The 13,301-nt window shown below is 41.7% G+C and carries 10 protein-coding genes; 5 read left to right on the top strand and 5 right to left on the bottom strand.

Annotation, left to right across the window (positions count from 1 at the left end; translation table 11 throughout):
* Positions 1-53 precede the first annotated feature (53 nt).
* Positions 54-1,064, bottom strand: a complete 1,011-nt coding sequence (trpS, locus tag V7K15_RS16790; RefSeq protein ID WP_334906852.1) for a tryptophan--tRNA ligase — start codon at positions 1,062-1,064, stop codon at positions 54-56.
* Between the two features lie 747 nt (positions 1,065-1,811).
* Between trpS and V7K15_RS16795 the strand changes: the two genes are divergently transcribed.
* Positions 1,812-3,392 carry a B12-binding domain-containing radical SAM protein gene (locus tag V7K15_RS16795; RefSeq protein ID WP_334906854.1) on the top strand — a complete coding sequence of 527 codons (1,581 nt, stop codon included), beginning with the start codon at positions 1,812-1,814 and terminating at the stop codon, positions 3,390-3,392.
* 556 nt (positions 3,393-3,948) lie between these two features.
* Here the strand turns inward: V7K15_RS16795 and V7K15_RS16800 are convergent.
* The gene (locus tag V7K15_RS16800) at positions 3,949-4,815 is read right to left on the bottom strand and encodes a calcium-binding protein (RefSeq protein ID WP_334906856.1); all 867 of its coding nucleotides are present in this window, start codon (positions 4,813-4,815) and stop codon (positions 3,949-3,951) included.
* Between the two features lie 82 nt (positions 4,816-4,897).
* The gene (locus V7K15_RS16805; RefSeq protein ID WP_334906858.1) at positions 4,898-6,157 is read right to left on the bottom strand and encodes a glycosyltransferase family 4 protein; all 1,260 of its coding nucleotides are present in this window, start codon (positions 6,155-6,157) and stop codon (positions 4,898-4,900) included.
* Between the two features lie 151 nt (positions 6,158-6,308).
* Between V7K15_RS16805 and V7K15_RS16810 the strand changes: the two genes are divergently transcribed.
* Both V7K15_RS16810 and V7K15_RS16815 read left to right on the top strand, forming a co-directional pair.
* Positions 6,309-7,097, top strand: coding sequence for a DUF429 domain-containing protein (locus tag V7K15_RS16810; protein ID WP_334906869.1), 789 nt, complete (start codon positions 6,309-6,311; stop codon positions 7,095-7,097).
* 154 nt (positions 7,098-7,251) lie between these two features.
* Positions 7,252-7,719 carry a DUF29 domain-containing protein gene (locus tag V7K15_RS16815; protein WP_334906859.1) on the top strand — a complete coding sequence of 156 codons (468 nt, stop codon included), beginning with the start codon at positions 7,252-7,254 and terminating at the stop codon, positions 7,717-7,719.
* Positions 7,720-7,788: 69 nt separating this feature from the next.
* Here the strand turns inward: V7K15_RS16815 and glgP are convergent, their stop codons facing one another.
* Positions 7,789-10,353, bottom strand: coding sequence for an alpha-glucan family phosphorylase (gene glgP / locus V7K15_RS16820; protein WP_334906861.1), 2,565 nt, complete (start codon positions 10,351-10,353; stop codon positions 7,789-7,791).
* Positions 10,354-10,886: 533 nt separating this feature from the next.
* Positions 10,887-11,210 carry a hypothetical protein gene (locus V7K15_RS16825; RefSeq protein ID WP_334906863.1) on the bottom strand — a complete coding sequence of 108 codons (324 nt, stop codon included), beginning with the start codon at positions 11,208-11,210 and terminating at the stop codon, positions 10,887-10,889.
* 484 nt (positions 11,211-11,694) lie between these two features.
* Between V7K15_RS16825 and V7K15_RS16830 the strand changes: the two genes are divergently transcribed.
* Complete coding sequence (locus V7K15_RS16830; protein ID WP_292796415.1) at positions 11,695-11,823, top strand: hypothetical protein; 129 nt, start codon at positions 11,695-11,697, stop codon at positions 11,821-11,823.
* 645 nt (positions 11,824-12,468) lie between these two features.
* On the top strand, positions 12,469-13,164 hold the full coding sequence (locus V7K15_RS16835; protein WP_334906865.1) for an acyltransferase: 696 nt from the start codon (positions 12,469-12,471) through the stop codon (positions 13,162-13,164).
* Positions 13,165-13,301 lie beyond the last annotated feature (137 nt).

Consider the following 13,301-nt stretch of genomic DNA (forward strand, 5'->3'; position numbering starts at 1 on the left):
TAAGAATTTCAATTTCTTAAATGGTATAGCAAATCACACCTAAAAGGGAAAATTTATAGAGGAAGAGAGAAGCCTAAAGCAGCTTTTACTTGTGATAAAGTTTGATTGGCGATCGCAGTTGCTTTCTCCCTTCCATCCCGTAACACAGACTGCAAATAGGCTTTGTCGTCTGTTATCGCCTGATATTTTTCTTGGATTGGTTTTAGGGACTCAATGATCGTGTGCGTCAACAATGGCTTGAATTGTCCCCAGCCCATATCCTGACACTCAACTGCTACATCTTGCTTCGTTTTACCAGAAAGCAATGTATACAGCATTAACAAATTATTACACTCTGGACGCGCTGGATCATCAAAAGTCAGCCCACGAATCGGATCGGTTTTACAACGCTTAATTTTGTATTCAATCTGTTCTGGTGAATCTAGCAAACTGATCCGGCTTAAGTCCGAAGGATCAGATTTCGACATTTTGCGTGTACCATCCGCCAAACTCATCACCCTTGCCCCTTCCTTGCGAATCAAAGGGTCTGGTAACTTCAGAACTGGCTGATCTAGTTTACCAAATTGGTGATTTAACCGAGCTGCAATATCCCGTGTCAATTCCAAGTGTTGCTTTTGGTCTTCACCCACTGGCACTTTATCCGCTTGGTAAAGCAAAATATCAGCTGCCATTAGCACAGGGTAATCTAATAAACCTGCACTCACATTTTCTCCCTGTTTCACAGCCTTTTCCTTAAACTGGATCATGTCTTGCAGCCAGTTTAGAGGTGTAATGCAGTTGAGCAACCAGGTGAGTTCACTGTGGGCCGAAACGTGGGATTGTACAAAGATGGTGGAGTGATTTAAATCAAGACCACAAGCTAGATAAAGAGCAACAAGGGTGTAGCTATCAGCTGCCAACTGCTTTGGGTCGTGTGGTACTGTAATCGCATGTAAATCAGCCACAAAAAGGTAATTTTCGTATTCGCTCTGACCTTCTACCCAGTTGCGAATGGCTCCCAAGTAGTTACCTAGATGGTAATTGCCGGTTGGTTGAACTCCAGAAAGAACACGTTGCTTGCCCATAAATTCCAACTTAGTTATCTCAAATCCGCGTTATGTCAAGTGGCGCATCTCTAGCGACAAGTCACTTCTCTACCAGAGGCTACGCGTAGCTTGCTTCTCCGTAGAAGTATGCGCCTACGCAAAACTCATTTAATTTTGACATTTTCCAGGTCAACTCGCCGTTACAGGATGAGAGATTTTAACTCAATAGGGGGGAAGTAAAGCGCTTCCTGCCTCGGAAGCAGTGGGATATAAGCGATTTATCACCTTTTCTTTACAGAAATAGACAAAATTTAAGTTTTTGTCCGAGAAAGTACAGTAACCTGGGAATTGTGAATTAATTTTTCCACTCCGGGGAGTCTGCTGATGAAAGCTTTACTACTCTGGCTCATAATGCCCGATTCTTTCTCGTCTTACCAGAAGACGTTTGATCTAGCTAGCAGTTTTTCGCTCCACAAATCCTTTATTAGCTTTGATTATAACGATCGTAATAGTCCCAAGTAACTCCAAAACCAGATTTGCAAATTGCGCGATGTCTGTCTTCAGACAAATAAATAATGAATGAAGATGGTGTAATCTTAGGCATCATGTAAAAATAAGTTGTACAAATTTTGTTTCAAACGGATTGCAAATCTAGCTTCCAGATAAAAATTGTTCAGGTTATTTTTACACAAATCCTTAGCATCATCTCTGCAATCCTGATCAAAAAAAAGGATTTCTCAGAAGTATAAAATATCCGAATCCAAATTTAGTTAGAGGATTACAGGAATGAAAGCACTCTTACTTTACCCCCGCTTTCCCAAAACCTTTTGGTCTTACGACGAATTTATGAAAATAGCCGGACTTAAAGCAGCTGTTCCGCCGCTAGGTATTCTGACTGTTGCCGCGATGCTACCAACAGACTGGGAAATTCGGTTTTATGACCGCAATGTTAATCAAGAAACGGATGTTGATTGGCAATGGTGCGACATAGTGATTGTTTCTGCCATGCTTGCACAGAAAGAAGACTTTCTTGCCCAAATTCACAAAGCAGCGCAGCTGGGGAAAAAAGTGGCTGTGGGTGGTCCTTATCCAACCTCAGTGCCAGAACCTGCACTGAAAGCAGGAGCTAACTATTTGATTTTAGATGAAGGGGAGATTACAGTTCCACAATTTTTAGATGCGATCGCCAAAGGTGAAGAACAAGGAACCTTTCGCGCCCTGGAAAAACCAGATATAACCCACAGCCCCATACCTCGCTTTGATTTACTCAAGCGAGATGATTACTTAATGATGGCAATCCAGTTTTCTCGCGGTTGTCCTTTTGAATGCGAATTCTGTGACATCATCAATCTATACGGCCGCAAACCACGTACCAAAGAACCCAGTCAAACCCTAGCAGAACTCCAAACCCTCTATGACTTAGGCTGGCGCGGATCTCTGTTCATGGTCGATGATAACTTCATTGGCAATAAGCGCAATGTGAAACGCCTCTTACAAGAATTAATTCCGTGGATGCAGGAACGCAATTATCCCTTCACTTTCATGACTGAAGCTTCCATCAATCTAGCAGAAGATACTGAGCTATTAGAACTAATGGCTAAAGCTGGTTTCTACGCAGTCTTTTTGGGTATTGAAACACCAGATCAAGACAGCCTGCAAGCCACTCGCAAGTTTCAGAATACCCGCAATCCCCTGTTAGAAGCCTGTCGTATTATCAATCAAGCCGGGTTACTCATTTATGCAGGATTTATCATTGGTTTTGATGGAGAAAAAACTGGCGCTGGGGAGCGAATTCAAGCTTTTGTTGAAGAAACTGGCATTCCTCAACCGATGCTAGGTATACTCCAAGCCCTTCCCAATACTGCCCTCTGGGAAAGACTAAAACGAGAGGAGCGATTATTAGAAGGATTTAGAGGTTTGGAGGTTGGGGATCAGAATTCTTTAATGAATTTTGTTCCTAGCCGGCCGATGGCTGAAGTTGCTAAAGAATATTTAGAGGCAATTTGGAGAATGTACGAACCCAAGAACTATCTCCGACGTTGTTTTGAACAATGCCTTAAGATTACACCTAATCCCCAACTACAGCAGACGATGTATTTTCCTCCTGGCAAAGGACTGCGACTACTTGCAAACTTGCTCTGGCGTCAAGGCTGGCAACGGCAGGAGATTCGGGGTCAATTTTGGCAACAGCTTTGGGTTATTCTCCGCACCAAGCCGCAATTCGTGAATATGTATTTGGGTTTATGTGCTGCTGGTGAGCATTTTTGGGAATACCGTCTTTTGGCCAGAGAGCGCATTACTGAGCAGTTAGGATTTGATCCCCTAACCACGCCTGCCCCTGTTGAAAAACCATTAGTCACAATTTAAGTATTGAGTTTTTGGTGGCAATTGGTTGCGATCGCTTTTGTGGGTTTCTGGAAAAAGTCTGCCATGTTTGATATATCGTAAGCTATATGTCACACAGAAGCAGACATGAATATTGGTAAGATTCTGAGGCTTTACTATGCTTGCGCTTACAGCTGTTTTCAGGTAAATAGACCACGCGGTAGGGGCACAGCAATGCTCATTGGTGTCAACTTAAGAAAAAATCTGCTTTGAGAAAACGTTTTGCCCTCATCCCCTAACCCTGAATCCCAACTTGGGAGAAGGGGAACTAGATAATTTGCTCCCCTCTCCCAAAATTGGTCGAGGGGCTGGGGGTGAGGGTCAAACCTTGAAAGCTTGCCAAGCCTAACTTCTACGTTAAGTTGACACCAATGAGCTTTTTCTGTGCCCCGACGACAGATGTGGTTCAAATACTTGAATTCTGCTGTAATATGAACCTGAATATTTTGCAGATCTTTGTAATTGGTTATATCTATCCCACATTCCGCACTTCAAAATGTCATACCTTAATACTTCAATAAAACTTCTACTTCTAGTCTTACTTCTCTGCTAAACCCACCTGTCCTCCAATTAACCCCAGAAATCCTGTTCCAAAGTGCTGAATCTCCAAAAAACTTGCTTGCTCTGATGAGGTTTTGTAAATTCGGAATGTCTTCATAATTCCCAAAGTAGCAGCACTTTCTAGAGAACCAACAAAGCTAATATCCCGGTCGAGAAAATAAGTTTGATTAACCCAATGACCCATCTGATTTGCATTCAAAAAGTAGCAGCCGGCATGAGGGTTAAGGGCACGACGAAAGATAATTGGTGTATTCAGAATTGTACCGTTGAGTTCCTGTTGCTCCTGCACATTTTGGAAGGTAGCAGTTACTCGTAAAGCCAAATCTCCATCAATGTAAGCTTTGTGAACCAAACCATAAGGGGAGGTTTCATAACGATTTGGCTGGAGTAAGTTTAAGTCACCAGCTTGTTGGGTAAACCAGTTTAATTTTATAAAAAACCAAGGATCATGAATAATAAGATCATCTTCAAGAAAGCAGTAGTAATCATATTGACCGAGACAACTTTGCAGAACAGCTTGGCACTCAAACCCCAAAAGCAGAGGTTCGACATCAGTAGAATGATGTTTATATAAATGGGATGGTAAAGTAAGCTGATTTAGAAGATGATTATCTTTGGTTGTACAAATAACAATATCTAGTTCGTGCGACTGCGGCTGATTAGCAGGGAAAGCTAGTCGTTGAGCAATGTTGATGATACTTTGAGATTTGCCAAATAATTGATGTAAGGCGGTAAGACTTTTAGTTAACGCCTGTAAACGGGGTTGCGGATCTTTGCGTTGGGAAGCATGACGACCATCACTGCTAGGTTTGAAAAAATGGGCAATAGTAAAAATAATTCGCATTTTAAATATCGCTTTTATATTTCTCTGTCATTAGTCATTTGTTGGTTGTAACTAATGACTAATGAGTAATGATTAATGTGATCTAATTTCTGCTAAATCCTTTAGAAGGTGGGCGCTTTTTCAAGCTATTAGAACTTTTACCAGCGAACATCCATTGCAAATGCTGTGGTAACAGTTTTGCCAAATCATAACGCTGGATAATTGTCTCTCGCGCCTTTGCACGAATTGCTTTCATCTCTTGAGGATTGTTCAGCGCCTCTTCAACCCTATTAGCAATATTTTGAGGAGAAAAGAAATTTACCAGCAGTCCATTCACCCCATCCTGTATGACCTCCAATACTGGCGGAGTCTTAGAAGCTACTAATAAACATCCTGCGGCCATTACTTCTAACATTGACCAGGATAAAACAAAAGGACGCGTTAAATAAACATGAGCAGAAGAAGCTTGCAAAACCTGGAGGTACTCATTATAAGGAAGCCTATCTGTAAAGTGCAGCCTCGATAAATCCAAAGATAATTTTTCCAACATTAATTGTTTATAAGTCTGACCATCGGGGAGATTTTTACCATAAGCCACCCGATCTTCTCCCACAACTACTACATGGCACTGAGGTCTTCGCTGCTGAAGTAAAGCCACCGTTTCCATAAACTGTGGAAAACCTCTATAAGGTTCCATCCCGCGTCCCACATAAGTTACCAATTCTTCCACATGGGAAAGGTCAAGATTTATTCTTGGTAAAACTAACTTTGCACCTGGTTTGGGAGCAAAATATTTGGTATCAATGCCATCATGAATTACAGTGAGTTTGCTATGATATTCTTTGGGAAACTGCTGACGCTGCCAATTGGTCGGACAAAGACCGCGATCGCAGCTATATAAATCAGTCAAAATCGGCGTATTTTTCAAGCGGATGCGGCACTCATCATCAGCATTCAATGGTTCATTGGGATCAAAATCTGCATCGGAACCATGAGCATGGTAAAACCACTCAAAATAACACAATAATTCGGCTTTGGGAAAAACATCTTTCATAAATAATGTTGGTCCCCAACCAGAATGACCATAAACTATATCTGGAACAAAACCCTCAGCTTTTAATTTTTCTGCCACGCGATAGACAGCCTGGGCGGTGAGAACAGCATTTTCCAGGCTGCGAACATAGTGGTGGGTTTGGGGAGCAGGTTCACGAGAAGGAGTGTAAATAGCTTTATAAACGCCAGGTATTTCCCCTTCACGACGATTTGTCCCAAAGACGACTTTGTAATTCTTATCCTTACCTAAAACTGTCGCTAGGTTGCGAAATTGCGAAGGAAAATTGGGATGTAAAAATAAAATCTGCATCGGAATAATCTTGATTAACTTATTGCCAGATAAAATAAATTAAGACAAGCTTCTTAAGATTATAGGATTATTTTCCCTAATTTTTTACAAGTAAATTTAGGTTAATCCTTGCTGCCAAATGCGAAAATAAGTGCAAATTCGTGTTATGACCATGAAATTTATTGGGATTGATTTAGGCTGGCGATCGCAACCAAGTGGACTGTGCTGCTTAGAATGGATAGATGGACAACTGCAACTACTTGATTTAGATCGCAAAGAAGCCATTGCAGACATCCTCACCTGGCTCGATCAAACCGTCAAACCAGATGAACCAGCCATCATCGCCGTAGATGCACCTACCATCATACCCAACGCTACTGGGAGTCGCCTCGCCGACAAACTCAGCCACAAGTACTTTGGCAAATATCATGCGGGATGCTACCCAGCTAATCAAAACCTACCCTTCGCCGATCGCACCATCAACTTTGGTTTAGAATTAGAATCACGCGGTTTTGCACACGCACCCACCATTGAACCGCAAAAACTTGGCAGATATCAAATAGAAGTCTTTCCCCACCCAGCGATCGTTAACCTATTCAACTTAGAACGTATCCTCAAATACAAAAAAGGACGCCTCAGCGATCGCCGCTTAGAATTAATCAAACTCTACAATTACATTGTCGATACCCTCCCCTCTCTTTCCCCCTCTCTGCGTTCTCTGCGCCTCTGCGGTAGCCTACGGCAAGCCGCTGGTGCGTCTACGTTTCCTTCCGAAATCCCCACCACAGGCGCAACCCTCAAAGCAACTGAAGATAAACTAGATAGCTTAATTTGCGCTTACATTGGTGCATACTGGTGGTATTGGGGAGAAGAACGTAATTTGGTATTAGGCGATGTCTACGACGGGCTACGCCTATGCACTACTGGCTACATTATCATTCCCCAAAGAATATTAGCCTAAAATAAGCCTCGCTGATTGGGATGGAAGCGGGGTTTTTGGTATACTTTACGACTTTTTAAACATCGTCTTAGGACTGTTAAAGTTAACGAGTCATTTAGCTATAATGAGAGTTCATATCTTTGTAATCTCGTAAAATTTAACTCAAGGAGGTTTTATGCAAGGAGTTAGTTCTAATTTGAGTTTAAAACAACTTTATGAAATTGATGAACATCTCTGGTTAGAGGAAACAATCAAGCTATTAAAAGCTAACCATTTAGAAGAATTAGATTTAGAAAATTTAATTGAGGAGCTAGAAAATTTGGGTCGTAGAGATAAAGCCAAGGTTGCTAGTTTATTAGAACAAATTGTTAGACATCTTTTATTACTGCAATATTGGACAGAAGAATCTCAATATAATTATGGAAATTGGAAAGCAGAAATTAGAAGTTTTAGGAATCAATTAAAACGTAATTTAACAACGAATTTATATCAATATTTAGAAAAGGAATTAGCATCAATTTATGATGATGCTTTAGGATATGTAATTGATAAAAGTGAGGGTAAGCTAAATAACTTGCCTCAATCTTCTACTTACACCTTAGAACAGCTACTAGATATTAATTATCTACCTGAAAACTTGTAACATAAAAGGCGTTGCTAAACTTAAATCAGCAACGCCTAATCTTGAGTATTTAATAACTACTCAGCCCTCTTATTCTGCCCAAGCAATCAACCTTGGTTCATAGGCATTAGCTAGGTGTTGATTTTTCGGCAATACACGCAAAGACAAGCCTTGCAAACCAGAAGCGGTATAGGTTATATTACCCGTGTAAATACCCAATTGGTGTGCATCCTCACCTTGGTAATCCATCACCACTGGCACAGCGTTGACAATCTCACCATTGGCATCGATCGCACCTTGATATAGTTCCACCTGCACATCATCATTGGTCAACGTTGCCAAGTCAACCTTGGCTTTGACAGCAACGGTTTGGTTAACCTCAATGTCTGAAGCTGCCGATACGTCAATATCTTTGATTGTGATGTTGAACCAGTGTTCGCTTAGTTTTTCTTTCCAAGCAGCAAGTTCTTTAGCTGGGGCATAGTTATCAACTGTCAGGGTATGATAGCGATCGCTAGCTGGGAAATAAGCTCGCCCGGCATATTCTCTTACCATCCGCGCTGTATTAAAGAAGGGACAATTTAACCGAATTGCATCCTTCATTTTGGCAACCCACGGACGGGGCAAACCATCACTATCGCGTTGCTCATAAAATAGTGGTACAACTTCCTTTTCTAACAATTCATAAAGAGCATTTGCTTCTACTTCATCTTGATAGTTAGGATCGTCGTAATTCTCTCCATGTCCAATTGCCCAGCCTGTGCGGACGTAATCAGCTTCATCCCACCAGCCATCTAATACACTTAAATTCGGCAATCCATTCATTGCTGCTTTCATCCCACTGGTACCAGAGGCTTCCCGTGGACGACGCGGTGTATTTAACCAGATATCGCAACCTGCAACCATCAACCGGGCAATATGAATGTCGTAATTGGGAACAAACACTACCTGCTTTTCTAAATGTTGTTCCTTGATAAAATGATTGATATCGCGGATCAGTTCTTTACCGGGAATATCCTTGGGGTGTGCCTTACCAGCAATCACAAATTGCACTTTCCGGTCTTTGTTAGCCAGCAAAAGCCGCTTAATGCGTTCCAAATCACGCATCCAGAGGGTAGCACGTTTGTAGGTGGCAAAGCGACGGGCAAAGCCAATAGTGAAAGCGTAAGGATCTAAAACTTCTTGTGCCTGGACAATTTCCGAGGCGGAAGCGCCGCGATCGCGCAAATGCTTGACCAAATGCTCTCGCACATACAAAACCATATCTAAGCGGCAGCGTTCGTGATTGCGCCACAACTCCTCATCGGGTATGGACTCCATCCGCTCCCACAATGGGCTATCTAGTGGTGCTGATGACCAGTTTGGCCCAAGGTAGCGATCGTACAACTCTTGAGTCGATTTCGCCACACAACTCCGGGCGTGGACACCGTTAGTAATTGCGGCGATCGGTACTTCCTCTACTGGCACCTTCTTCCACAAGCCCTGGAACATTTGCCGCGACACCACACCGTGCAGTTGGGCGACACCATTAGAAAATGTTGCCATCTTCAACGCCAGCACCGCCATACTGAAAGGCCCAGATAAATCGCCTGTATTCTCGCGCCCCAGTCCTAAAAATTGCTCTTTGGGCAACCCAAATATCTCTGCATAGTACCCCAGGTAGTACAACATTTTATCGGGAGCGAACAAATCAATCCCTGCTGGTACTGGCGTGTGGGTGGTAAAGATATTACTAGAAGCCACCACCTGTTTAGCTTGGGGATAATTCAGTCCCTCTTCCTGAATCAGCAAGCGGATGCGCTCTAAGGCCGAGAAGGCGGCGTGACCTTCATTCATGTGGTAGGCGGTGACTTTCAGCCCCAAGGCTTTGAGCATTTGCACACCACCGATTCCCAGCATAATTTCCTGGTGGATACGCATATCGATGTCGCCACCGTACAGCTGATCTGTGATGTCGTGATCGTAAGTATTGTTGGGTTCAATGTTGGTGTCCATCAAATATAGAGGCACCGTTCCTACCTGTACGCGCCAAACTCTGGCATATACCTTGCGTCCTGGATAATCTACAGCAATCCGCAGTTCTGAACCATCGGAATTGCGCTCTAGATACAAGGGCATATTGTAGAAATCGTTGAGCAGGTAGCGTTCTTGCTGCCAGCCATCAGCATTGAGATACTGGGCAAAGTAGCCTTGCTGGTACAGTAAACCTACACCTACAAGTGGTAGCCCCAGATCACTGGCAGATTTGAGGTGATCCCCCGCTAAAACGCCCAAGCCCCCAGAATAGACGGGTAAACAATCTACAAGTCCAAATTCCGCCGAAAAATAGGCGTAGCATTCTTTTGGTTTCTGTTCCCGTTGTTTCTGATACCAGGTGCGCTCTTGTAAATAATCATCTAACTGACGGTCAGATCGAACCATTTGCGCTAAGAAGCCTTCATCTTCGACAACTTCCAGAAGCCGCGATTGAGAGATAGTACCCAGCATTAACACCGGGTTATGATGGCTAGACTCCCACAAGTCAGAATCTAAGCGACGAAATAAATCTTTACTTTCAACGTTCCAATCCCAGTGCAAGTTATAAGCTAGCCGCCGTAGTGGTTCGAGTCGCGGCGGTAGTGAAGGAGATACGTTAAATGTGCGAATTGGCTGCATAGGTTGGCAAAACTCCAAGTTTAGCTATGGTTATTATTTACTCTCTTTACCCAATGTTGCCAATTCTTTATACTGTAGTTTGTGAAAAAGCAATGACTCTGTTAAGCATTGAGAATTCTTTTTAACCTCGTTGCTAAAGTTTACAGCAAGGTGTTTCTAATTCTATGCGTTACCCTCAGCCATGTACTTGGTATATTAAGATTTAATCATTTACTGGCATATATGACTTAAAAAATCTGGTTTTGAATAAATTATTTTTAGTATTTATTCCGGGGATCAATTCTCTGGTCTTGGCTGAGGCTGAAAATTCCTCATAGCTGTATCCAGGAAAGTTAAATTTTTAATTATTTTTTAATAAAATTGGGCTAGCAAAGAAACAGTCTAAGATTAAGGTTAGCTTAAAGTGATGCGAATTACCTTAAATTAGATCGGATGAAAACTTTACCAAGCAGTTAATCAGGAAAAGCGAGCGCTAACTACTTGGTATTAAATATTCACACTAAACCAGGAAAATAACTTACCAAGGTGTTATTTTATGCACCTAATGAAGGCTGATCGTGAGTATTTTTTGTCATCGTCAGAGCTACAGCTGCTGCATAAGCAATCTCCGCTGCCATTTGATAAGCAAGTTTGATACTTGATGAAGTGTCCTTGGCTTTAGGAGAGAGGGAAGCTTTTTTTCGGCGCGACTCTTGTTTGATATCACCTGCTACAATAGCTCGCTGCAAAATTATCCAGGCATCTAGGTCTTCTGAGTCATAATTACTTTGAAGTTGCGATCGCACTTTCTCCTCAGCTACAACACTCAGATAGCCAGTAGTTAGAGCTTGTTGCACAATTTCTTTAATTAAAGCCATAATAATTTAAACCAAGTGTGTGAGTTAAAACCGATACCTCAATTTGGGCATTTGATCTTCTTTTGTGGACTTCTCCTGAAAACTAAGCTACGTTTTAGCTTTCTTTGAATAGAATTTATAATAAGTAGTATTAAGAACGCATCCCCCGCTTGGCTCACCCGAATGGGTGATTTACAAATTTATACACAAAAATGCCAATTAACGGCTTAGAGCATTTTTCCATTTCCCGGACTGAAGGGATTTAATCTAAGTGTATAAAATTATTTGAGGGTAGCGTAGGCTTTGCCGAACCTAGGCATCGCTTGAGTAAAAAAGTTAACTGATTTCCCCCATTCTCATCAACAAGCAACCTGGAAATCAACTTATTTATTGAGAGTGTTCCACTAAAAATAAAATGTGTTATCGTTAAAAACAATTGTTATTAAAAACCATTCATCTAATTACAAGCGTGAATCGGTTAGTGTGTAAATCATCCGAGTGCAACATGATTGGAGCAGCATACTCGAAAAATTCGTTGCAAGAAAGCCGTCATAGCAGTCGGGGAAGCGCTTACTTGTTTGCACCGATGGTTAACTTCAATGTGATGGCTGATGTGGGAGATAATCCACCATAATTGGATTTTATTTGGGCAAAAATACCCAAAAAAATCCAACAATAATTACATTGTCACGCTAGGCAAAAATTTTATCTAAATCTTTGAAATAGTCTAGTCAAATGTATTTTTTGTTGCAAAATAGCTTGTGGAACTGAGTTGTTTCAAAAGACTAAAACCGCTTGAGAGAAAGTAGCCTCAAGGGAAACAACTCTATCCCTAGTTGCGTAACAAGCTTTGCAAATTTGCCGGATAACCAAAACAGTACCCTATCTAAACTAGCAAATTTTCCCATCAGACTATTAAATTGTCTGAGTTTTGACGCTGCAATGCACTGAAATTTTTTTGTTAATTTAGCTGATGAAAAAGAAGCCAAATTTTTACGTACCTATGGTACAAAAGCTTCTAGCGACTTAACGCAATTGTGCAGATAAATTGAGTGATTCTACACACCTAAGTTAAAGAATTGCTCAGATAGTCAAAGCCAGACTCTGGTTTTTCAAACATTGGAAAACCATCTAAAAATCTGGAGAAATTTCGGTAATACTGCCAATTTACCTTCTGTGTCAAGGAATACTAACGCTGTTGGTATTGGCAGAAGATGAGGATACAGCCAAAACAACTTTCAACACTGCCAACAACAATTGATTGAAGAGATATCTAGCCATGCCTAACGAGCAATATTTTTCCAAATTGCAGCGCGTGCAAGAACTTTTAGTAACTACGGTGTTAGGAGATATTCCCACACTGATTCTGGGACCAAAGTTGCGTAACTTGGGATATCGTAGTATTTTTGCCCAGATAGGCAGCCCAGTATATATTCAAAATGGTGTCGAATTTAACGGTACTTCTTGTATTGAGATCGGCAGTGGAGTCTATATTTTCAAAGGTGTACGGATGGATGCTAGAGGACACAAAAATAATAAAATCCATCTAGGAAATAGAGTCGCTATTGAGCGTAACGTTGATATAGGGTCTTTGTCAGATACGTATATACATATTGATGAAGACACCTTCATTGCTCCCAACGTGTCTATTGAGGGACCAGGAGACATTAAAATTGGTAAACACTGTATGATTGCTGCCCACTCAGGGATATATGCCAATAATCATAATTTTGCCGATCCAATAGAGCCGATTAAATACCAAGGCGTTACTCGCAAGGGAATTGTGATTGAAGATGATTGTTGGCTAGGGCATGGAGTAACAGTATTAGATGGCGTTACTATCGGCAAAGGCAGTGTTATTGGTGCGGGAGCAGTTGTCAATAAAGATATTCCTCCTTTCTCCGTTGCTGTAGGCATACCTGCACGAGTAATCAAAAACCGAATTGGCAAAGACTTAAGCATTACTTCAAACTGAGAAATAGGGCATAGGGCATGGGGCATAATAAACTTCATCTAAATTGAGAACCGTAGTTTTCGCCCTCACCCTAAATCCCTCTCCCAGATATGGGAGAGGGACTTTGAAATTCTGGCTCCCCGAACCCCAAATCTGGG

The organism is Nostoc sp., assembly GCF_036919815.1.
Taxonomy (GTDB): Bacteria; Cyanobacteriota; Cyanobacteriia; order Cyanobacteriales; family Nostocaceae; genus Nostoc.